This window comes from Microbacterium natoriense (genome assembly GCF_030816295.1).
Classification (GTDB): Bacteria; Actinomycetota; Actinomycetes; order Actinomycetales; family Microbacteriaceae; genus Microbacterium; species Microbacterium natoriense_A.
In genome coordinates this window covers 1,484,413-1,503,797 of record NZ_JAUSXV010000001.1, presented here as the reverse complement: position 1 = coordinate 1,503,797, position 19,385 = coordinate 1,484,413, and the positions used below count along the sequence as shown (strand labels likewise).

At 67.8% G+C, this 19,385-nt stretch carries 25 protein-coding genes; 12 read left to right on the top strand and 13 right to left on the bottom strand.

Annotated features, from left to right (window positions below; genetic code table 11):
- From QFZ53_RS06925 to QFZ53_RS06900, 6 genes are all read left to right on the top strand, one after another.
- On the top strand, positions 1-513 hold the full coding sequence (locus QFZ53_RS06925) for a GNAT family N-acetyltransferase (protein WP_292906202.1): 513 nt from the start codon (positions 1-3) through the stop codon (positions 511-513).
- A gap of 241 nt (positions 514-754) precedes the next feature.
- On the top strand, positions 755-1,903 hold the full coding sequence (locus QFZ53_RS06920; protein ID WP_307294898.1) for an ABC transporter substrate-binding protein: 1,149 nt from the start codon (positions 755-757) through the stop codon (positions 1,901-1,903).
- Positions 1,882-2,832: an ABC transporter permease gene (locus QFZ53_RS06915; protein ID WP_373426246.1), complete on the top strand. Its 951-nt coding sequence runs from the start codon at positions 1,882-1,884 to the stop codon at positions 2,830-2,832. Before QFZ53_RS06920 ends, QFZ53_RS06915 begins: the two co-directional genes overlap by 22 nt.
- The gene (locus QFZ53_RS06910) at positions 2,829-3,623 is read left to right on the top strand and encodes an ABC transporter permease (protein ID WP_292906196.1); all 795 of its coding nucleotides are present in this window, start codon (positions 2,829-2,831) and stop codon (positions 3,621-3,623) included. The genes QFZ53_RS06915 and QFZ53_RS06910 overlap by 4 nt, the downstream gene beginning before the upstream one ends.
- Complete coding sequence (locus tag QFZ53_RS06905; RefSeq protein ID WP_307294893.1) at positions 3,620-4,699, top strand: ABC transporter ATP-binding protein; 1,080 nt, start codon at positions 3,620-3,622, stop codon at positions 4,697-4,699. The genes QFZ53_RS06910 and QFZ53_RS06905 overlap by 4 nt, the downstream gene beginning before the upstream one ends.
- A gap of 83 nt (positions 4,700-4,782) precedes the next feature.
- On the top strand, positions 4,783-4,965 hold the full coding sequence (locus QFZ53_RS06900) for a YegP family protein (protein WP_130495960.1): 183 nt from the start codon (positions 4,783-4,785) through the stop codon (positions 4,963-4,965).
- Between the two features lie 73 nt (positions 4,966-5,038).
- Here the strand turns inward: QFZ53_RS06900 and QFZ53_RS06895 are convergent, their stop codons facing one another.
- The 11 genes from QFZ53_RS06895 to QFZ53_RS06845 all read right to left on the bottom strand — a co-directional run bounded on the left by QFZ53_RS06895 (position 5,039) and on the right by QFZ53_RS06845 (position 11,431).
- A complete protein-coding gene (locus QFZ53_RS06895; RefSeq protein WP_292906188.1) occupies positions 5,039-5,794 on the bottom strand; it encodes an amino acid ABC transporter ATP-binding protein in 756 nt (251 codons plus the stop codon).
- Positions 5,791-6,588, bottom strand: a complete 798-nt coding sequence (locus QFZ53_RS06890) for an amino acid ABC transporter permease (protein WP_292906186.1) — start codon at positions 6,586-6,588, stop codon at positions 5,791-5,793. Before QFZ53_RS06890 ends, QFZ53_RS06895 begins: the two co-directional genes overlap by 4 nt.
- Before the next feature lie 32 nt (positions 6,589-6,620).
- Positions 6,621-7,430: a basic amino acid ABC transporter substrate-binding protein gene (locus QFZ53_RS06885; RefSeq protein ID WP_292906184.1), complete on the bottom strand. Its 810-nt coding sequence runs from the start codon at positions 7,428-7,430 to the stop codon at positions 6,621-6,623.
- A gap of 130 nt (positions 7,431-7,560) precedes the next feature.
- Positions 7,561-7,863: a Dabb family protein gene (locus QFZ53_RS06880; RefSeq protein WP_307294891.1), complete on the bottom strand. Its 303-nt coding sequence runs from the start codon at positions 7,861-7,863 to the stop codon at positions 7,561-7,563.
- Positions 7,860-8,144, bottom strand: coding sequence for a glutaredoxin family protein (locus tag QFZ53_RS06875; protein ID WP_292906180.1), 285 nt, complete (start codon positions 8,142-8,144; stop codon positions 7,860-7,862). Before QFZ53_RS06875 ends, QFZ53_RS06880 begins: the two co-directional genes overlap by 4 nt.
- Entirely contained in the window at positions 8,141-8,443 is a 303-nt protein-coding gene (locus QFZ53_RS06870; RefSeq protein ID WP_292906178.1) for a rhodanese-like domain-containing protein, read from the bottom strand. Before QFZ53_RS06870 ends, QFZ53_RS06875 begins: the two co-directional genes overlap by 4 nt.
- 80 nt (positions 8,444-8,523) lie before the next feature.
- Positions 8,524-8,622 (bottom strand): 30S ribosomal protein bS22, encoded by a 99-nt coding sequence (locus tag QFZ53_RS06865; RefSeq protein WP_003792170.1) that lies wholly within the window; start codon positions 8,620-8,622, stop codon positions 8,524-8,526.
- 113 nt (positions 8,623-8,735) lie between these two features.
- Positions 8,736-9,233: a hypothetical protein gene (locus QFZ53_RS06860; protein ID WP_307294888.1), complete on the bottom strand. Its 498-nt coding sequence runs from the start codon at positions 9,231-9,233 to the stop codon at positions 8,736-8,738.
- Positions 9,234-9,263: 30 nt separating this feature from the next.
- Complete coding sequence (locus QFZ53_RS06855) at positions 9,264-9,455, bottom strand: helix-turn-helix domain-containing protein (protein WP_292906174.1); 192 nt, start codon at positions 9,453-9,455, stop codon at positions 9,264-9,266.
- A gap of 74 nt (positions 9,456-9,529) precedes the next feature.
- Positions 9,530-10,459 carry a cyclase family protein gene (locus QFZ53_RS06850; RefSeq protein ID WP_307294886.1) on the bottom strand — a complete coding sequence of 310 codons (930 nt, stop codon included), beginning with the start codon at positions 10,457-10,459 and terminating at the stop codon, positions 9,530-9,532.
- Between the two features lie 39 nt (positions 10,460-10,498).
- Entirely contained in the window at positions 10,499-11,431 is a 933-nt protein-coding gene (locus tag QFZ53_RS06845; RefSeq protein WP_307294885.1) for a TetR/AcrR family transcriptional regulator, read from the bottom strand.
- A 113-nt stretch (positions 11,432-11,544) separates the two neighbouring features.
- On the opposite strand from QFZ53_RS06845, the gene QFZ53_RS06840 reads away from it, so the two are divergent.
- Together QFZ53_RS06840 and QFZ53_RS06835 are read left to right on the top strand one after the other, a co-directional pair.
- Positions 11,545-12,429, top strand: a complete 885-nt coding sequence (locus tag QFZ53_RS06840; RefSeq protein ID WP_307294883.1) for an ATP-binding cassette domain-containing protein — start codon at positions 11,545-11,547, stop codon at positions 12,427-12,429.
- Positions 12,426-13,223, top strand: a complete 798-nt coding sequence (locus QFZ53_RS06835; protein ID WP_307294881.1) for an ABC transporter permease — start codon at positions 12,426-12,428, stop codon at positions 13,221-13,223. The genes QFZ53_RS06840 and QFZ53_RS06835 overlap by 4 nt, the downstream gene beginning before the upstream one ends.
- A gap of 67 nt (positions 13,224-13,290) precedes the next feature.
- On the opposite strand, the gene QFZ53_RS06830 is transcribed toward QFZ53_RS06835, so the two are convergent.
- Positions 13,291-13,707, bottom strand: a complete 417-nt coding sequence (locus QFZ53_RS06830) for an ArsR/SmtB family transcription factor (RefSeq protein ID WP_292906164.1) — start codon at positions 13,705-13,707, stop codon at positions 13,291-13,293.
- A 101-nt stretch (positions 13,708-13,808) separates the two neighbouring features.
- Between QFZ53_RS06830 and QFZ53_RS06825 the strand changes: the two genes are divergently transcribed.
- The 4 genes from QFZ53_RS06825 to QFZ53_RS06810 all read left to right on the top strand — a co-directional run bounded on the left by QFZ53_RS06825 (position 13,809) and on the right by QFZ53_RS06810 (position 18,343).
- Positions 13,809-15,239, top strand: a complete 1,431-nt coding sequence (locus QFZ53_RS06825; RefSeq protein ID WP_307294880.1) for a TrkH family potassium uptake protein — start codon at positions 13,809-13,811, stop codon at positions 15,237-15,239.
- Positions 15,232-15,903: a potassium channel family protein gene (locus QFZ53_RS06820; protein ID WP_307294877.1), complete on the top strand. Its 672-nt coding sequence runs from the start codon at positions 15,232-15,234 to the stop codon at positions 15,901-15,903. The genes QFZ53_RS06825 and QFZ53_RS06820 overlap by 8 nt, the downstream gene beginning before the upstream one ends.
- 89 nt (positions 15,904-15,992) lie before the next feature.
- Positions 15,993-16,769 carry an ABC transporter ATP-binding protein gene (locus QFZ53_RS06815; protein WP_292906158.1) on the top strand — a complete coding sequence of 259 codons (777 nt, stop codon included), beginning with the start codon at positions 15,993-15,995 and terminating at the stop codon, positions 16,767-16,769.
- A complete protein-coding gene (locus QFZ53_RS06810; RefSeq protein ID WP_307294873.1) occupies positions 16,751-18,343 on the top strand; it encodes a hypothetical protein in 1,593 nt (530 codons plus the stop codon). Before QFZ53_RS06815 ends, QFZ53_RS06810 begins: the two co-directional genes overlap by 19 nt.
- 177 nt (positions 18,344-18,520) lie before the next feature.
- Here the strand turns inward: QFZ53_RS06810 and proC are convergent, their stop codons facing one another.
- Positions 18,521-19,360: a pyrroline-5-carboxylate reductase gene (proC, locus tag QFZ53_RS06805; RefSeq protein WP_307294870.1), complete on the bottom strand. Its 840-nt coding sequence runs from the start codon at positions 19,358-19,360 to the stop codon at positions 18,521-18,523.
- Positions 19,361-19,385: the final 25 nt, after the last annotated feature.

Genomic DNA, 19,385 nt, shown 5'->3' with positions numbered 1-19,385 from the left:
ATGCTCGATGTCCTCCCGCTGCCTCGCCCGCTCGACTCCCGTGCCGGAAGCGCCACCCTGCGCCGGGCGACGGTGCACGACGCGGATGCCGTCATCGCTCTGCTCGCCGACGACCCGATCAGTGCTTCGCGCGGCGACGTCGCGTCTGTCGAAGACCGCCCTGCGTACCAGGCCGGACTGGCCGACGTCCTCGGAGATCCCTCGAACGATCTCGTGGTCGTCGAGCTCGACGGGCAGATCGTCGCGACGCTTCAGCTCACATCGATTCCCGGCATGGCACGGCGCGGCGCCCGGCGCCTGCTCGTGGAGGCGGTGCGTGTGCGCAGCGACCTTCGCTCGTCAGGAATCGGCTCCGCGATGATGCGCTGGGTGTCGGATGCCGCGGCGCCCGCACTGGGAGCCGCGATGATCCAGCTCACCTCGGATGCCGCGCGCGTCGAGGCGCATCGCTTCTACGAACGGCTCGGCTACGTCGGCTCTCATCTCGGCTTCAAGTACGCCGTCTCACGCTGACCCGGCATCCGAGGGCTCCACCCCCGAAGGACGACCGCGCTACCGAAGGACGAAGCCGGAGCGTTCGTCCTTCCGAGGCGCAGTCGTCCTTCCTTGGCGCCGTCGGGGCGACGGCATCCGATCCGGCCACCGCCCGGACACCCGCCATTCACCCGTCGCCGACTCACCGGTCACCTCCGTCCCGTAGCGTCCACTCGCAACCCGAACCGGCGTACCCGCGCCGGTCACCGAGAGGACCCTCATGGCACACTTCCCCCGCCGCGCCCGCTTCGGCGCCGGCATCGCCCTCGCCGCCACGGCCGCGCTCGCACTGACCGGCTGCGCAAGCGGCGGCGACACTCCGGCAGCCGGCTCCGACAAGGTCGACGCGGCATCCGCCACCACCGTCGCCGACTTCGGCACATTCGCCGACCTCGAGGCGGCAGCGAAGGCCGAGGGCGCGCTGAACGTCATCGCGCTCCCCCGTGACTGGGCGAACTACGGCGAGATCCTCGACCTGTTCGCCGAGAAGTACCCCGAGATCACGATCAACGAGGCCTCCCCTGACGTCTCGAGCGCCGAAGAGATCCAGGCCGCGGAGACCAACAAGGGCCTCGACACCGCTCCCGACGTCTTCGACCTCGGCCTCGCCGTCGCGCTGCAGAACACCGACCAGTTCGCGCCCTACAAGGTGCAGACGTTCGACGACATTCCGGACGCGCTGAAGGAGCCGACCGGCCTGTTCGTCGGCGACTACGGCGGGTACATGTCGATCGGATACGACTCCTCGAAGTTCGACGCGCCGAAGACCCTCGACGACCTGCTCGGAGCCGACTACAAGGGCGCCGTCGCGATCAACGGCGACCCCACGCAGGCCGGCGCGGCCTTCGCGGCCGTGGGCCTCGCCACGGTGCAGTCCGACGGCACGCTCGACGACTTCCAGCCCGGCATCGACTTCTTCAGCGAGCTGCAGAAGGCCGGCAATCTGCTCAAGGTCGATGTCACCACCGCGACCGTCGCGAGCGGCGAGACCCCGGTCGTCTTCGACTGGGACTACCTGAACGCGGCCCACGCTCAGGGCGAGAACGGCAACAAGAACTGGAAGGTCGTGGTCCTCGACGGCACCGGCTACGCGGGCTACTACAACCAGGCCATCAACATCGACGCCCCGCATCCTGCAGCCGCCCGTCTGTGGCAGGAGTTCCTGTACAGCGACGAGGTGCAGAACCTGTGGCTGAAGGGTGGCGCGCGTCCGGCCCGCATGGAGGCGATGACGGATGCCGGCACGATCGACGCCGAGCTCGCAGCCGCTCTCCCCGAGGCCCCGTCGGACACGGTCGTCCCGACCGAACAGCAGTCCACCGATGCCGGAAAGCTGCTCGGCGAGAAGTGGGCAGCGGCGGTTCAGTGACCACCCTCACGCAGACGGGGGCGGATGCTGCGGCATCCGCCCCCTCCGCCGGGCTCGCGCCGCGCGCGCGGGCCCGGCGGTTCGCCCCTTCCCTCTCCTGGCTCGGTCTCGTCCCCTTCGCCGCCTACGTCATCCTGTTCCTCGCCGTTCCGACGATCCTCGCCATCGGGTCGGGTTTCTTCACCAAGGACGGCACCTTCACGTGGACCAACGTCGCCGCTCTCGGCGACCCCGTAGTCCTGAACACCTTCGCCAATTCGGCCTGGGTCTCACTGCTGACCGCGCTCGTCGGCGCGCTCGTCGGCGCGCTGGTCTGCTACGCGCTGCTCGGCATGAATCCGGAGGGACTCGTCCGGCAGACCGTCGATGCAGCGGCAGGCGTGCTCGCCCAGTTCGGCGGCGTCATGCTCGCGTTCGTCTTCATCGCCACGATCGGCATCCAAGGCGTCGTGAAGGTGTTCCTCCAGGAGAGCTTCGGCATCGACATCTTCGCGAACGGCACCTGGCTCTACGAGTTGCCGGGGCTGATCCTGCCCTACATCTACTTCCAGATCCCGCTCATGGTCATCACGTTCATGCCCGCACTCGCCGCCCTCAAGCCGCAGTGGTCCGAGGCGAACCTCACCCTCGGAGGCACCCGGTCGAGCTTCTGGCTGCGCATCGGCATTCCGGTCCTCGCCCCCTCGTTCCTCGCGAGCCTGCTGCTGCTGTTCGCGAACGCGTTCTCGTCGTACGCGACTGCCGCGGCGCTCGCCAGTCAGGGTTCGCAGATCGTCCCTCTCCAGATCCGCGCCGCGCTCACCAGCGAGACCGTGCTCGGCCGAGAGAACCTCGCCGGCGCCCTGGCGCTCGGCATGATCGTCGTCGTGGGAGTCGTCATGGGCCTGTACTCGCTCGTCCAGCGCCGGGCAGCGAGGTGGCAGGCATGAATCCGCTCGCCCCTTCACGCCCGACCCGCTGGATCATAGGCATCCTGGTCGGTGCGTTCTTCGCGATCCCGCTGCTGGCGACCTTCCTGTACACCGTGAAGATGGCTGACGGCTCGTACTCGCTGAAGCGCTGGGCGAGCCTCTTCGACCCCGCGATGGCGGCGACGCTCAAGCCGATCTGGACGGGGCTCGGCAACTCGCTGCTGCTCGCCGTGATCACGGTCGCGATCGTGCTGTTCGTCCTGGCGCCCACCATGATCCTCGTGAACCTGCGCTTCGCGAAGATGCGTCCGGCGTTCGAGTTCGCGGCTCTGCTGCCGATCTCGATCCCGGCCATCGTGCTCGTCGTCGGCCTCGCGCCGATCTACCTGCAGATCGGTCGAACGCTCGGCACCGGCGCCTGGACTCTCGCCCTCGCCTACGGCATCACCGTGCTGCCGTTCGCCTACCGATCGATCCAGGCATCCATCGACGCGGTCGACATCCGCACGCTCACCGAGGCCGCTCGCTCCCTCGGCGCGTCGTGGACCACAGTGGTGTTCCAGGTGCTCGCCCCGAACCTCCGTCAGGGACTGCTCGCCGCGTCGCTCATCTCGGTCGCCGTCGTGCTCGGCGAGTTCACGATCGCGTCGCTCCTGAACCGCCCCGTGTTCCAGACCGCCATGGTCGTCGTGCAGAAGCAGGACGGCTACCTGCCTGCGATCTTCACCCTGCTGGCCCTGCTGTTCTGCTTCGTCCTGCTCCTCGTCATCGGTCGCGTCGCCCGCGGCACCGGAAAGGCCCGCTCATGACCCTCCCCCGTACCGCCGACAACATGCTGCTCGCCGATGCCGGTGAGGGCACCCGCGTGCAGCTGCAGGGGATCGTGAAGAGCTACGCGGGCACCACCGTTCTGCACGGCGTCGACCTCGACATCGCGCCCGGCGAGTTCGTGTCTCTGCTCGGCCCCTCCGGCTGCGGCAAGACCACCCTGCTGCGGGTGCTCGCCGGGCTCGAGATCGCCGACCAGGGCGCGGTGCTGCTGGGCGGTGGAGACGTCTCTCGGGTGCCGACCAACAAGCGCGACATCGGGATGGTCTTCCAGTCGTACTCGCTGTTCCCGCACCTGCGAGTGGTCGACAACACGGCCTTCGGCCTGCGTCGTCGCGGTGTGAACCGGGCGGATGCGGCGAAGCGATCGCTCGATGCCCTCGCCCTGGTCGGCCTCGCGGATTTCGCGGACCGGTTCCCCCACCAGCTCTCTGGCGGCCAGCAGCAGCGCGTGGCCCTGGCGCGCGCCCTCGTCACGGAGCCCAAGGTGCTGCTGCTCGACGAGCCGCTCTCGGCCCTCGATGCGAAGGTCCGCGTGCAGCTGCGCGACGAGATCCGCCGTATCCAGCTGCGTCTGGGCATCACGACCGTGTTCGTCACCCATGATCAGGAAGAGGCCCTGGCCGTCTCTGACCGCATCGCTGTGATGAACTCGGGCCGCATCGAGCAGATCGGCTCTCCCGAGCAGCTGTACACGACACCTGCGACCGCGGGCGTCGCAGCCTTCGTGGGCCTCTCCAGCGTCGTCTCCGGAGTCGCCGAGGGCGACCACGTGACGGTGTGGGGTCAGCGACTGCCGCTGCAGACCCCGGCCGACGGCCCGGTCGACGTGTACATCCGCCCTGAGAACGTGCACTTCGCCGGAGAGGCGGATGCCGCCACCGACGCTTTCGTGGAGGAGAGCACCTTTCTCGGAAGCATGCGCCGCACCCTGGTTCGCACCGAGTCGGGAGAGCTCATCCGGCTGCAGCACGCGCCAGGCATCCAGCCCGCCTTCGGCGACCGTGTGCGGATCGCCCTCGCACCCGAACCGGTCGCGGTTCATCCGCGCGGATGAATCCCGCTCTTCCGTCCCCGTGCCCGCAACGATAGTTTGAGCCGCGAGGGCGTCGCCCTCGACCCGGAGAGAAAGGACGCCTCATGGCAGGCAAATTCGAGCTGTATCAGGACAAGGGCGGGGACTACCGATTCCGCCTGAAGGCCGGCAATGGCGAAGTCATCGCGACCGGCCAGGGCTACGCCTCGAAGTCCGGTGCCCTGAACGGCATCGACTCGGTCAAGCGCAACGCCGCCGATGCCGAGGTCGTCGAGGTCGAGAGCTGACGCCGACACCCCTGTCTCACGACGAAACCCCCAGCTGCGGCTGGGGGTTTCGTCGTGAAACAGGGAGTGCGGGCTAGAGCACGCGGGAGAGGAAGTCCTTCGTGCGCTGGTGCTGCGGGTTGCCGAGCACCTCACGCGGGTCGCCCTCCTCCACGATGTGGCCGCCGTCCATGAAGATCAGGCGCGAGCCGACCTCGCGCGCGAAGCCCATCTCGTGCGTGACGACGAGCATCGTCATCCCCTCGTCGGCCAGCGAGCGCATGACCTGCAGAACCTCGCCGACGAGTTCGGGATCGAGCGCCGACGTCGGCTCGTCGAACAGCATCATGTCGGGGTTCATGCACAGAGCGCGCGCAATCGCCACACGCTGCTGCTGGCCGCCGGAGAGCTGCGTCGGATAGGCATCGGCCTTGTGGGCCATGCCGACCCTGGCGAGCATCTCGTGAGCGATCTTCTCGGATTCGGCCTTGCCGCGCTTCTTCACACGCCGCTGAGCGATGGTGAGATTGCCCACAACGCTCATGTGCGGGAACAGATTGAAGCTCTGGAACACCATGCCGATGCGTGTGCGCACACCGTCGATGTCGATGTCGGGGTCGGTGATGTCGATCCCCTCGATGAGGATCTTTCCGCCGGTCGGCTCCTCGAGGAGGTTCACCGAGCGCAGCAGCGTCGATTTACCCGAGCCCGAGGGCCCGATCACGCAGACGACCTCACCAGCGGTGACGGTGAGGTCGATGCCCTTGAGCACCTCGTTGTCGCCGAACGTCTTCACGAGCCCCTGCACGTCGATCGCGGGGGCGTGGACATCGATCAGGTCGGTGATCATCGCTGGTTCCCCATCCGTCGCTCGAGGTAGGCGGTGAACCGCGTGAGCGGGATCGTCACGATCAGGTAGAGGATCGCGGCCATCACCAGAGGCGTCGCATTCTGGTTCTGCGTCGTCGCGTCCTTGGCGAAGTTCGTGAGCTCCTTCGACCAGATGAACGAGCCCGCCACGAAGAGCAGCGAGGTGTCCTTCAGCAGCAGCACGAACTCGTTCGTCAGCGGCGGGATGATGATGCGGAAGCCCTGCGGCACCACGATCCAGAAGGTCGTCTTGAACGGCGACATGCCCAGCGAGCGCGCGGCCTCGGTCTGCCCCTTGGGGACGGCCTGGAGCCCGGCGCGGATCGTCTCCGCCATATACGCCGAAGCGACGAGGACCAGGCCGATCAGACCGAGCACAACGGGACCGCCGAGCTTCTGACCGGAGATCCCGGTCGCGATCGGAAGGACCTGCGAGATCGCGAAGATCGTCATGATCGCGGGCAGGCCGCGGAACAGCTCGATCCAGGCGGTCGCGATCCACCGGAACGGACCGATGCTCGACATCTTGAGCAGTGCGAGGAGGATGCCCAGCAGCAGTCCGCCCGCGAAGGCGACGGCCGTGAACCACAGCGTGTTGACGAGTGCGGTCGTGATGATCCCGGGGAACATCTTTGCCGCGATCTCGGGGTCGAAGAACAGAGGTCCGATCCGGCTCCAGTCCGTCGTGACGATCGCCCAGAGGACTACGGCGATCAGCACGGCATAGACGACGTACCGGTACAGCTTCTGTCTTTGAGTGCGCCTCAACGCCATTGTCAAGGTCCTCCTGTATTCCTGCTCGCCGCTCAGTTCGCGGTGAAGTAGGTGTCGTAGATCGTCTGGTAGTCGCCGCTGTCGCGGAGGTCCTTCAGAGCGCCGTTGACCGCGTCGAGCAGCTCGGTCTTCTTGCCCTTCTCGAAGGCGAAGCCGTAGGACTCCTCGGTGTCGTAGGTCTCGACGATCTTGTACGCGCTGTCGGCCTTCTCGTGCTCGAGGTTCACCGGCTGATCCTGCAGGATCGCGTCGATCTGGCCGGCCTGGATCGCGGGCCACAGCTCGCCGTCCGACGGGTACTGCACGAGCTGCGCACCCTTCGCGTTCTCCGTCGCGTAGGACTCGCCGGTGGTGCCCTGCTGCACGCCGACGTTCTTGCCGTCGAGGTCGTCGATGCTCTTGATGCCCGAGTCGGTGCGCACGAGCAGCGACTGCAGCGAGTCGTAGTACGGCTCGGAGAAGTCGATGTTCTTCTTGCGCTCGTCGGTGATGGTCATAGCCGATGCACCCAGGTCGCAGGTGCCGTTGGCCAGAGTGGTTCCGGACTGCAGCGCCTCGAAGCCGACGTCCTGCACCGAGAGCTTCAGGTCGAGCTTCTTCGCGATCGCGTCGAGCAGATCGATGTCGAAGCCCGTGTATCCCGTGCCGTTGTCGCCGCCCTCGAACTCGAAGGGCGGGTAGGGGATGTCGGAGCAGACCGTGAGCGTACCGGCCTCGACGAGGCCGTACGGGTCGTCCGCCGAGCCGCCGGAACCCGCACCTGATCCGCTGGCGCAGCCGGCGAGGGCGAGAGTGGCGGTCGCCGCGAGGGCGATTCCGGCGAAGATGTTGCGACGCTGCATGTCAGCTCCTGGGGAGTCGGGGGCGGATCGCGCCCGCGAACGGGTAGGTGTTCATCTTGACATGCGCTCGAGGGCCGTCACGGCCGAACAGCGTTTCCCCGGGTTACGTTTTTGTTGCAAGTGCTTTTCGTCAGACCTCGAAGTCGACGGCCGCTCGCGAGGCGACGACCGAACGCACGTAGGCGACGACCTCTTCGTGCGCCGGGTGCACCTGGTACTGCTCGAGCGCCTCGATCGAGTCGAAGTCGGCGATCAGCGTCACGTCCCAGTTGGAGTCGGGGTAGGCCACGTTGGCGCCGGCCGATATCGACAGCAGCTGCGGCACGACGCCGTCGAGGGCGTTGAGCCGGCGCGCCACTTCGGCGGCCTGCTCGGCGCGGGCGGCGGGATCGGATGCGGCGAGCTTCCAGCTCACGACATGGCGGATGCTCATCTCGTCTCCTTCAGGTCGTTCACCACGGCCTCTTCGAGTGCGGAACGCAGCCGGTCGGCCGACAAGCGCCAGTGCGCATGCAGTTCTCCGTCGATCAGCACGACGGGGATCTTCTCCCACCACAGGTCGTACAGCGCCGGGTCGTCCTGGATGGAAGCCTCGACGACCTCGATGCTCTCCGCCGCAGCATCCGGAAGATCGGCGATCACGGTGTCGATGATCTCGGAAGCCACATCGCAGAGGTGGCAGTCGGGCTTGCCGATCAGAGTCAGCGTGGTCACGCCGACGGCACCTCGACCTCACGGCCCTCGGCGATCCACTCGGCGGTGCCGCCCTCGACGTTGGTGACGTCGTATCCTCGCCCCTCGAGCGCCTCGACCACACGGGCCGAACGTCCGCCCATCTGGCAGATCACGTCGAACGCCTCGGCAGGGAGCTCTTCGAGGCGGTTGCCGATCTCGGACATCGGGATGTTCACGGCGCCCGGGATGTGCCCCGATGAGAACTCGTTCGCCTCGCGCACATCGATGAGCGGCGTGTTCTCACGAGCGGCGAGCTCTGCGACGGTGATCGACTTCATGCGTCCTCCTGCGGTGGATCGGAACTGCGGGCGGAGACACAAAGCGCCCGTCCGGAGACAGGCGCTCGGTGTCTGGCCGCTTACTTCTTGTTGCGACGCTGGTGGCGAGTCTTGCGAAGCAGCTTGCGGTGCTTCTTCTTCGCCATGCGCTTGCGGCGCTTCTTGATGACAGAACCCACGGAAACCTCACTAAGTCAGGGGCTGGGCGTCGCACGTGGCGGACACCCGGGTACGGGCACGGAAAAATGCCTCGGAACAGTCTAGCAAATCGCGGGGGCCCGCTCGTACGCACTCACTCCTCACCGCTGTGCAGGGCATGATCAGCCACCATGAAACGCCAGACGAGGGCGTGACCGAGCGCGACCAAGACGATCAGAAGCAGTGCTCCGACCTGGATGCCGGTGAGGCCCAGCGGTGCGGCCAACTGCGGTGCGACGCCGATGACGGCGATCGCCGCGTACACGACGACGGTGCCGGCTTGAGTCCAACGCACCGCTCGTGGCGTGCCGTCGCCGCGCGCCTGGGAGACGAGTCGCAGCATCGACACCCCGCCGACGACGGCGATCACGACGAAGGAGAGCCGCCAGATCAGCGGGCTCTCGGTCCCGCCGACCTGGGCGAACAGCCCCATCAGCGCGGGGAGCAGGAACGACAGGTAGACGCCGCCGATCGTGCGTCGGATCGAGCGATCGGCCGTCCAGTCGCTGCGGGCACGGACCACGTTCCACCAGAGCCCGGTCAGCGTGAAGCAGGTGGCGGAGAACAGTGCGTAGAAAGTGCTGGCGTCCACGGTGCCTCCTGCGGCGATCCTGCTCGCGGATCAGCCCACGTCGGCGATCGGGCGCTGCAACGCCTCAGCCACGGCGGATTCGGGGACACGGAAGCTGCGACCGAAGCGGATCGCAGGCAGCTCGCCGGAGTGCACGAGCCGATAGACGGTCATCTTCGACACGCGCATGAGTTCGGCGACCTCAGCCACCGTCAGGAACCGGACGTCAGGAACCTCGGGCATCCCACGTACCCCTTTCTCGATGTGCACACTCTATGGGTCGCTGGGACGCATGTAAACCCATGTGACCCCTGTGATCAGTGGGACTCCGACGTCGTGGCGAACGCGCGCACCGGGAAGGTCCCGAATCCGCGCACGGCGGGCGGGGCCGCGGTGAACCGTGCCCCGTGCGCCGGGACCGTATCGAGATTCGTCAGATGCTCGACCACGTGCACCCCCGCCGCGAGCAGGATGCTGTGCGCCGGGCGCGCCCCTCCGCTCTCGGTGTCGTCGATGTTCAGGGAGTCGATGCCCACGATCCGCACGCCGACATCGACGAGGAAGCGCGCCCCGCCTTCGGTGAGGAAGGGCGCGCCCGCCGCGTACTCCGGTGTGCCGAAGCGACTGCTCCACCCGGTGTCGAGCAGGACGGCGCTGCCTGCGAGTTCGCGATCCGCGAGTGTCACCGCTTCGATCCCCCGACGATCCGCGCTCCACGAGTCGCGCAGATGGAACACCTCCGCGGGTATCCCCACGAGCGTGTTCAGATCGAGTGAGGCGAGGTCACCGCCGTCTGCGTAGCGGTGGTACGGGGCGTCGAGGTACGTGCCGGTGTTGCCGATCATCGTGATGATGTCCATCGCGAACTCGGTTCCCGGTGCGTACTTCTCCCGAGAGTCCTCACGGGTCAGATGCGGAGTGATCGCCGGTGCCGGCAGGCCGGGGTACGTGATCATTCCCGCTTCGATCGGATGACTGAGGTCGATCACCCGGTCGACTCCGGGGGCCGCGGCATCCGCTCCCCTGCTGCCGCGATGCGTCTCCTCGACGATGCGCAGCCCGCGCAGGTCCACGTCGCGCACGAGCGCGAGGCCGAGATGCCGCACGAGAAGCACGCCGATCTCTTCGGCGCTCAGGTCGGGGCGAGGCAGGTCGAGACGGAAGCCCTCGCCGCTCATCCCGCCGCCGTTCGCGAAGGAGATCGAGAAGTCGAAGTGCGCGCGGTGCTGCGCCGATGCCTGTGTCATCACCACATCATGACAAAGACGGCTGGGCGCCGAGCGCGCTCAGCCCTGCCCCTTCGTCTTCGCGAACCGCTCCTTCGCCTCGCGCAGGGCCTGTCGCTCGGCCTTGCGGGCGGCGCGCAGCATCCTCTCCGCTTCGCGGACCGTCTTCTGGGCTTCTTTCAGCCGCCGATCGCCCGCGAGTTCGACGGGGTCGATCGCGATCCACTCGTCGACCGGAGCGCGAGACTCGCCACGATCCCGCGCGTCGAGGTACGCCGCGACGCCGTCGAGGATGCGTTCGACGCCGAAGCGGAAAGGATCGGCAGGAGAGGTGAACACGCCCTCGTCCACCGCGCGACGCAGGGCGGGGAACTCGTCCTGGGTGATGACCCTGTCGTACAGGTCGGCCTCCCTGACGGCGACTTCGTCTGGCGAGAGTCCGATGCCGCGCGCCTGCGCGGTGTAGCCGGCCTGCACGATGCCGCACCAGCGCGCCTGGCCGGTCACCGCCAGGGCGGTCGCGATCCTCTCGTCGGCCGTGAGAACGGTCTGTTCGAGAGCTGCGAGCGAGGCGTCGAGCCATGCCGAGCTGTTCGGGGTGATCGGCGATCCGGTGATCGGAACCGAGAGCATCCACGGATGCCGCAGATACAGCAGCACCTGTTCCTCGTAGAGAGCGAGCAGCCGATCGCGCCAGCCCTCGTGCTCGAGGTGCGACTCCGGAGGAACGCCTGTCGCCTGCTCCTGCATGAGCAGCAGCAGGTCGTCTTTCGCGGTGACGTAGCGGTAGAGGGACATCGGCGTGAAGCCGAGCTTCGCGGCGACCGCTGCCATCGAAACGGCGCCGATGCCCTCGGCATCCGCCAGTTCCACTGCCGCGTCGACGATGCGCTCCACACTCATCTCGCGCTTCGGGCCGCGCTGCGGAGTGGCCGCGACGCCCCAGGCGAGAGCGATACCCCGCGGCAGCTCCGGTGGCTCGTTCTCGGTCATGCCGCCATCCTACTTCTGTTTATTAAATAAACAGTGTGTTATGGTCATACACACTTGCGTAGCTCATACACAGTTTCGACATGCAGACCCCACGTCAGGGAGGAAGGGACATCATGAGACCCGCCATCGAGATGCGCCGCGTGCGCAAGAAGTTCGGAGACAGGCTCGTCATAGACGACCTCGACATCACGGTCGCGTCCGGCGAGGTGTTCGCCCTTCTCGGCCCGAACGGCGCCGGGAAGACGACCACCATCAACGTCCTCACGACTCTCATAGAGCCCGATGCGGGGATCGCGACGGTCTCCGGCTTCGACGTACGCACGCAGCCGCGGGAAGTGCAGCGACGGATCAGCCTCACCGGTCAATCCGCTGCGGTGGACGACGTGCTCACCGCGATCGAGAACGTCATCATGTTCGCCCGGCTCGCGGGACTCGACCGCGGCGCGGCGCGGCACCGAGCCGAAGAGCTGATCGCGCAGTTCGACCTCGCCGAAGCGGCGCGTCGTCCGGTGAAGACCTTCTCCGGGGGCATGCGGCGGCGCCTCGATCTCGCGTTGAGCTTCGTCGTGACGCCGGAGGTGCTGTTCCTCGATGAGCCGACGACGGGCTTGGACACCCGCAGCCGGAGGGATCTGTGGGACATCATCCGCTCACTCGCCGCGGCGGGGACCACCGTCTTCCTCACCACGCAGTACCTGGAAGAGGCGGATCAGCTCGCGGATCGGATCGCGGTCCTCCACGGTGGCCGTATCGCCGCGCTCGGAACACCGGCCGAACTGAAGTCTCGTATCGGCGGTGACACCGTCGAGCTGCATGACGATCGTGGTGATCTCCTCAGCGAGATGTCGACAGACGGCAGCGTCGCGGGACTCCGGCGAGCGCTCGACCTGCTCGACGAAGAGGGCCGAGAGGGGATCATCACGCTGCGTCGTCCCTCCCTCGACGACGTCTTCCTCGCCGTCACCTCCGATGAACTCCCCCAGAAGGAGCACGCATGAACGCCGCCGCGGCATCCGTCGCCCTCCGCCCTCGCCTCCGCGGATTCGCCGCGGAATCCGTCTTCGTCACCCGCAGCCTGAAGCACTCGCTGCGCGACGGGGAGTCACTCGTCATGGCGATCGCCCTGCCCGTCATGCTGATGCTGATGTTCACATGGGTGTTCGGCGGCGCGATCGATCCATCCGGCGCCTACGTCGACTACGTCGTGCCGGGCATCATCCTCACGTGCGCCGGATTCGGTGCGGCATCGACCGCCGTCTACGTCGCGAACGACATGCGCAGCGGCATCATCGATCGCTTCCGCACGATGCCGCTGCGGGCGAGCGCTGTGCTCACGGGGCACGTCGTCGCCAGCCTGCTGCGCAATCTCCTCGCCACAGGCGTGGTCATCGGCGTCGGCGTCCTCGTGGGGTTCCAGCCGGAGGCGAGCTTCATGGACTGGGTCGGCGTGGCCGCGCTCATCGCCCTGTACATCCTGGCGATCACGTACCTGTTCGCAGCGATCGGCCTCGCCGCCGGCAGCCCTGAGGGCGCGAACGGCTACGGTTTCGCCCTGCTCTTCCTGCCATACCTGTCGAGCGCGTTCGTCCCTGTCGAGAGCATGCCGCACTGGCTGCAGCCGGTCGCCGCTCACCAGCCGATCACGCCGATCGTCGACACGATCCGGAGTCTGCTGAGCGACACGTCCCTCGGCGCGGAGCTCTGGTGGGCTATCGGCTGGTGCCTCGTGATCCTCGTGATCGCCGTGGCTTGGGGTGCGTGGCTGTTCCGTCGCAAGTCCGGTCGTCGATGACCTCTCACGTTGCGAGCCGCTGGAGCACAACGCCCCCGATGACGCCCGATGCCAGCGGAGGCGCCGGTCAGCCGCCGAGCCGCTTGATGGCGTTCGCGACCACGTGCTTCGCAGAGGCGGCTGCACGGCCGACCACCTCGGCCGCGTGGGCCGCTCCGTCGGGAAGCGGCTGGAAGGGGTAGTCGATGTCGGGCGCGTCGTCTCCGTAGGCGTCGACGAGGAACGGCACGAGCCAGTCGTCGACGACCGACAGCGGCTCGACCGCCAGGCTGTAGAACCGGCGCTGGCCGTCTTCGCGCACGTTGACGAGCTCTGCCTCGCGCAGAACCTTGAGGTGCTTCGAGACCGTCGGCTGGCTGATGCCGAGCTCGGCCACGATGTGGCCGACGCTGGTGCCCGCGTCGCCCTCTTCGGCCCGGCGCAGAAGGAGCTGGAGGATGTCGCGCCTCGTACCGTCTGCGATCACGTCGAAGATGTCCGTCATGTGATCAGGCTAGCCGCCCCCGGCACGGAGTACCATGACGAAGGCTCGCAGCGGCGGGCCGCGACCGCATGGCGCGGCAGGGAGCAGACGAAAGGGGCGGGATGTCGGGCATCGCATCGGCGTCTTCTCCGCGACGTCGGCTGGAAAGCTTCGCGGTGCGCGCGCGCCACATCGTCACCTCGTCCCCGTCACGGTTCGCGATCGTCGTCTTCGCGCTGCTGATCCTGATCTTCACGGTGCTGCTCGGGCTGCCGATCTCGTCTGCGACCGGCGAGTTCACCGATCTCAGCGATGCCCTGTTCACCGCCGTCTCCACGATCTGCGTGACGGGCCTCACCACCGTCGACATGGCCACGCACTGGTCGCCCTTCGGGCACGTGCTGGTCTTCGTCGGCGTGAACGTGGGCGCTCTGGGTGTGCTGACCCTGGCGTCGCTCATGGGCATGCTGATCTCCAAGCGCCTCGGACTGCGCGCCAAGCTGATGGCGGCGGGCGACACGAACCCGCTCCGCGCTCATGGCGGCGTCGTGAACGAGAGCCAGACCGTTCGGCTCGGCGAGGTCGGCCAGTTGCTGACGACCGTCGCGATCTCGGCCCTCGTGATCGAGGGCACCCTCGCGATCCTGCTCTACCCCGCACTCGTCATGGCGGAGGTCGATCCCATCGCGGCGCTGTGGGAGGCGCCGTACTACGCCGCCATGTCTTTCACGAACACGGGCTTCGCACCGAACGCCGGTGGCGTCGCGGTGTTCGAGGACGACTACCTGGTGCTCACGCTCCTCATGGCCGGGGTGTTCCTCGGCAGCATCGGCTTCCCCGTGATCTACACGCTGGCCAAGCACGTCTGGCACGTGAAGAAGTGGTCGCTGCACACCAAGCTCACGATCGTCACGACGGTGCTGCTGTTCTTCCTGGGCGCCGCGGTCTTCCTGATCCTCGAATACAACAACCCCAAGACCTTCGGATCGATGGATGCCGTCGACACCACGTTCCAGGCGTTCTTCCTGTCTGCGATGACCCGCTCCGGCGGCTTCAACGTGATCGACATGGCCGATCTGAACGGCTCGTCGCTGCTGGCGGCATCCATGCTGATGTTCGTCGGCGGCGGCTCGGCATCCACAGCCGGCGGCATCAAGGTCACGACCCTCGCTGTGCTCGCGATCGCCGTGTGGTCGGAGGCCAAGGGACGCCAGTCGGTCGAGGTCTTCGGGCGACGCATCCCCAGCGACGTGCAGCGCGTCGCCCTCAGCGTCGTCGCCTGGGGCGCCACCATCGTCGCCCTGTCGACGATCATCATCGCCCAGATCACCAAAGACGACATCAGCCATGTGCTGTTCGACGTGATCTCCGCCTTCGCCACGGTCGGGCTGTCCACAGGGCTCACCGAGTCCCTGCCCGATTCCGGCGCCTACGTGCTCGCGGCCACCATCTTCATGGGCCGCGTTGGTACAGTGACTCTCGCCGCGGCAGTCGCCGCGACATCACGGACGCAGTACTACTCGCTGCCGGTTGAAAGGCCGATCGTTGGTTGAAGTCCTCCGCGGAGACGCCCCCGTCCTCGTCATCGGTCTCGGCCGTTTCGGCGCCGCCTGCGCCGGCGAGCTCGACCGGCTCGACCGCGAGGTGCTCGCGATCGACGACAACCTCGAGCTCGTCCAGAAGTGGTCGGACCGTGTCACGCACACCGTGCAGGCCGACGCCAAGAACATCGACGCGCTGCGCCAGGTCGGCGCTCAGGACTTCCAGGTCGCGGTCGTCGCAGTCGGATCGTCGATCGAGGCGTCCGTGCTCATCACGGCCAACCTCGTCGATTTGAAGGTGCCCCAGATCTGGGCGAAGGCCGTCTCCCAGTCGCACGGCAAGATCCTCGCCCGCGTGGGCGCGAACCACGTCATCTACCCCGAGCGCGAGGCCGGCGAACGCGTCGCGCACCTGGTCTCCGGGCGCATGCTGGACTTCATCCGCTTCGACGACGACTTCGTGCTCGCGAAGATGTACCCGCCGAAGTTCATCCGCGGCGTGCGGCTGAACGAGTCCGGCGTCCGCACCAAGTACAAGGTCACTGTGGTCGGGGTGAAGAGCCCGGGCAAGCCGTTCCGCTACGCCGAGGCGAACACGATCGTCACCAATCACGACCTCATCATCGTGTCGGGCACGAACAGCGACATCGAGCGCTTCGCCGCTCTCGACCGGTAACCCCGGCAGCCGTCGGTCCGCTGACGGCATCGGGGATATCCCCCGCAGGGCGGATGCCGCGGCATCCGCCGTCGTGATGAGATGAAGTCATGACCGACCAGACAGCGGCCCCTCCCGTCCTTGCCCTCCGCGGCCTTCGCAAGCAGTTCGGCCCGAAGGTCGCCGTCGACGACCTCTCTCTCGACGTTCCGGCGGGCACGATGCTGGGTCTGCTCGGTCCCAACGGCGCGGGGAAGACGACGACCCTGTCGATGACGACCGGGCTGCTCCGCCCCGACGCCGGCACCGCGTGGATCCTCGGCATCGACGTGTGGCAGAACCCCGCGGCGGCGAAAGCGCTCATGGGCGTGCTGCCCGACGGCATCCGCATGCTCGACCGCCTCACCGGTGCCGAGCTGCTCCGCTACACGGGCCTGCTGCGCGGAATGACCGAAGCCGATGTGGTCTCGCGCACGGGAGAGCTGCTCGAGGCGCTGGGGCTCGCGGACGCCGGCAGCACTCTTGTCGTCGACTACTCCGCAGGCATGCGCAAGAAGATCGGCCTGGCCTGCGCGCTCATCCACGCTCCGCGGCTGCTGATCCTCGACGAGCCGCTCGAAGCCGTCGACCCGGTCTCCGGCGAGACCATCAGACAGATCCTGCGGGCGTTCGTGAACGGCGGCGGCACCGTCGTGCTGTCCAGCCACGTGATGGAACTCGTGGAGTCGATGTGCGACCGGGTGGCGATCGTCGCAGAAGGCCGCCTGCTCGCGAACGGCACCCTCGACGAGGTACGCGCGGGCATGAGCCTGCAGCAGCGCTTCTTGTCGCTGGTCGGCGCCCACGACCTCGGAACGGAGACGCTGGCATGGTTGCGCTCCTCGTAAGCCTGCGCTGGCGGCAGCTCGGTCACCAGCTCGCCCGCAACCCGTGGATGATCGTCACCCTGATCATCACCGGGTTGATGGCGCTCGGATTCCTCGCCGTCCTCGCCGCCGGACTGTTCGCGATGCGTTTCGCCGCCCCCGAGGCCGCGGTCACGGTGCTGGTGCTGACGGGCGCGGTGATCACCGCCGGGTGGTGGATCGGATCGCTGCTCGTGAGCGCCGACGACACGCTGGCCGCCGAGCGCTTCTCGCTGCTGCCCGTGACCGCCCGCCAGCTGCTTCCCGGCATGGTCATCGCCGGAGCGACGACCATCGGCGGCCTCGGCACGACCCTGGCGCTTGCGCTCATGCTGCTCGGATGGTCCGTGAACGGACTCGCTCTCCTGGTCGGAGTGCTGATCATCCCTCTGGCGCTCGCGATCTGCGTCCTCGGGGCGCGCGTGATCAGCGGGCTGCTCGCGCGATGGCTGGCACGCCGCCGCAGCCGCGATCTCGTGATGACGATCGGCGTGCTGCTCGCTGCGAGCTCGGGCCTGTTGATCAACCTCGTGCTCGCCGCCGTGCGGGAGATGGGCGACGTCGGCTCGGTGTTCGCGGACGCCGCCGACGTGCTCGGGTGGACGCCGCTCGCGGCCGCCTTCGGCGTGCCCGCCTCGATCGTCGCCGGCGACATCGGCGCCGCAGGTCTTCGGCTGCTGATCGGGCTCGCGACGGTCGCCGTGCTCTGGTTCGCCTCGCAGGCGCTGCTCGCCGCCCGGCTGGTCGCTCCGATCCAGTCCAGCGGCGGCGGACGCGTGCGCTCGGGCGGGGTGATCGATCGGATGCTGCCCGCCACTGCTGTCGGCGCCATCGCCGCCCGCTCACTGCGGTACTTCCGCCGCGACCCCCGCCAGGTCGTCAACGTCGTCATGATGCTGTTCCTGCCCGCCATCCTCATCGGCGTCGTCTTCATGAACGGTCTGCAGGACGAGTCGATCGGGTTCGGTCCGGTCGTCACGCTCGTGCCGGCGATCGACGCTCTGCTCGCAGGCACGATCATGCAGATGGCGCTCGCCTACGACAACGACGCCCTCGCCCTGCACATCCACACCGGCGTGCGCGGGTCGGCAGACCGCTTCGGGCGCCTCCTCGGCTTCGGCATCATCGCGGTTCCGCTGCTCCTGGTGCTGTGCGTCGCGAGCTGCGTTCTGGCAGGGCGCCCCGACCTCATGCCCGGGAGCCTCGGCGCCGCCCTCGGACTGGGCGCGATATCGGCCGGCGCCGGCGCGTGGGTCGGCAGCTTCCTGCCCGGCCGTGCACCCGCACCCGAGGCCAATCCCTTCGGACGGGGATCGTCGGGCGGAGTGCAGTCGCTCATCGCGATGGCCGTCATGTCTCCGATCACCCTGATCCTCGGCGCTCCCGCGCTCGGATTCGCGATCGCCGCGTTCTGGACGCCGGCGCTCGGCTGGGCGAGCCTCGCCTGCGGTCTTGTGGTCGGGGCGGCGGCGATCTGGGGCGGCGCCGCGCTCGGCGGGCGCGTGCTCGACCGCCGCTGGCCGCAGGTGCTCGCGGAGGTCTCGAGCGAGGCCTAGACGCGCGGCACCCGGCATCCGGCATCCGGCATCCGGTCCGAGAATAGGTCAACCGCTCGAGAACAGGACGATACGGCCGAACGCTCCTGATCTCGCGCGGTTGACCTGTTTTCGAGTGGGAGACGGTGCTTCTCGCACCGGCAGTGGTTCTCGGGAACAGGCGCGGATGCTGCGCGGTCAGACTCCGGCGGCGAGCTCCTTGGCACGGACCAGGGCGGCGGCGGCGGCCTCCGCGAAGGTGCGGTCGAGGTGAGCGTCCTGCAGCACCGCGATCGCGCGCTCGGTCGTGCCCTTCGGGCTCGTGACTCGACGCCGCAGCTCGGCCGGATTCTCGCCCGAGGCGTCGAGCAGCGCCGTCGCGCCGATGAAGGTCTGCTCGGCCATGAGCCGCGCATCCGCCTCGGTGAACCCCATGCCGATCGCGGCCCGGGTGAACTCCTCGATGAGCAGGAAGACGTAGGCGGGGCCGGATCCTGAGATCGTCGACAGCGCGTCGATCTGCGACTCGGGCACCTCGATGACCGCGCCGACGGTCTCGAAGAGGCGTCGCACGACGGCGAGGTCATCGGCGCTGACGGATGCTCCGGCCGCCAGTCCCGTGACCGCCTTGCCGACCGTCGCCGGAGTGTTCGGCATGGACCGGACGACTCGGGCGCCGGCGCCGAGGACATCGGCGAAGGTCTGCAGCGTCACGCCGGCCGCGACGCTCACGACGATCGTCTCGGGTTTCAGGCGAGGGGCGATCTCGCGCAGCAGATCGGGCACCATGGCCGGCTTCACACCGACGAGGACCACTCCTGCCGCGGCCACCGCGTCGAGGTTGCCGTCGGGCTGCTCCTCGAGCGCGATGCTCTTCACACCGGGAACCTCGGCGAGCGCGGCCGCGCTGTCGGCCGAGCGGTTCGTGGCGGTGATCCCGCCGTCCACAGTGATGCCCGAAGCCACCACGCCGCGGAGGATCGCTCCCCCCATGGAACCGGCACCGAGAAAAGCGAGAGCGGGAAGAGAATCAGCCATGTCGTCATCCTACGGCGGGCTCCCC

What these genes read in the sequence shown, in the direction of transcription:
- QFZ53_RS06855 (WP_292906174.1), bottom strand. Translation starts at nt 9,455, where the DNA reads ATGCCCGAGGTTCCTGACGTCCGGTTCCTGACGGTGGCTGAGGTCGCC.
- QFZ53_RS06815 (WP_292906158.1), top strand. Translation starts at nt 15,993, where the DNA reads ATGACCGACCAGACAGCGGCCCCTCCCGTCCTTGCCCTCCGCGGCCTT.
- QFZ53_RS06810 (WP_307294873.1), top strand. Translation starts at nt 16,751, where the DNA reads ATGGTTGCGCTCCTCGTAAGCCTGCGCTGGCGGCAGCTCGGTCACCAG.
- proC (WP_307294870.1), bottom strand. Translation starts at nt 19,360, where the DNA reads ATGGCTGATTCTCTTCCCGCTCTCGCTTTTCTCGGTGCCGGTTCCATG.
- QFZ53_RS06905 (WP_307294893.1), top strand. Translation starts at nt 3,620, where the DNA reads ATGACCCTCCCCCGTACCGCCGACAACATGCTGCTCGCCGATGCCGGT.
- QFZ53_RS06900 (WP_130495960.1), top strand. Translation starts at nt 4,783, where the DNA reads ATGGCAGGCAAATTCGAGCTGTATCAGGACAAGGGCGGGGACTACCGA.
- QFZ53_RS06870 (WP_292906178.1), bottom strand. Translation starts at nt 8,443, where the DNA reads ATGAAGTCGATCACCGTCGCAGAGCTCGCCGCTCGTGAGAACACGCCG.
- QFZ53_RS06835 (WP_307294881.1), top strand. Translation starts at nt 12,426, where the DNA reads ATGAACGCCGCCGCGGCATCCGTCGCCCTCCGCCCTCGCCTCCGCGGA.
- QFZ53_RS06910 (WP_292906196.1), top strand. Translation starts at nt 2,829, where the DNA reads ATGAATCCGCTCGCCCCTTCACGCCCGACCCGCTGGATCATAGGCATC.
- QFZ53_RS06840 (WP_307294883.1), top strand. Translation starts at nt 11,545, where the DNA reads ATGAGACCCGCCATCGAGATGCGCCGCGTGCGCAAGAAGTTCGGAGAC.
- QFZ53_RS06845 (WP_307294885.1), bottom strand. Translation starts at nt 11,431, where the DNA reads ATGACCGAGAACGAGCCACCGGAGCTGCCGCGGGGTATCGCTCTCGCC.
- QFZ53_RS06850 (WP_307294886.1), bottom strand. Translation starts at nt 10,459, where the DNA reads ATGACACAGGCATCGGCGCAGCACCGCGCGCACTTCGACTTCTCGATC.
- QFZ53_RS06920 (WP_307294898.1), top strand. Translation starts at nt 755, where the DNA reads ATGGCACACTTCCCCCGCCGCGCCCGCTTCGGCGCCGGCATCGCCCTC.
- QFZ53_RS06880 (WP_307294891.1), bottom strand. Translation starts at nt 7,863, where the DNA reads ATGAGCATCCGCCATGTCGTGAGCTGGAAGCTCGCCGCATCCGATCCC.
- QFZ53_RS06925 (WP_292906202.1), top strand. Translation starts at nt 1, where the DNA reads ATGCTCGATGTCCTCCCGCTGCCTCGCCCGCTCGACTCCCGTGCCGGA.
- QFZ53_RS06885 (WP_292906184.1), bottom strand. Translation starts at nt 7,430, where the DNA reads ATGCAGCGTCGCAACATCTTCGCCGGAATCGCCCTCGCGGCGACCGCC.
- QFZ53_RS06825 (WP_307294880.1), top strand. Translation starts at nt 13,809, where the DNA reads ATGTCGGGCATCGCATCGGCGTCTTCTCCGCGACGTCGGCTGGAAAGC.
- QFZ53_RS06830 (WP_292906164.1), bottom strand. Translation starts at nt 13,707, where the DNA reads ATGACGGACATCTTCGACGTGATCGCAGACGGTACGAGGCGCGACATC.
- QFZ53_RS06890 (WP_292906186.1), bottom strand. Translation starts at nt 6,588, where the DNA reads ATGGCGTTGAGGCGCACTCAAAGACAGAAGCTGTACCGGTACGTCGTC.
- QFZ53_RS06895 (WP_292906188.1), bottom strand. Translation starts at nt 5,794, where the DNA reads ATGATCACCGACCTGATCGATGTCCACGCCCCCGCGATCGACGTGCAG.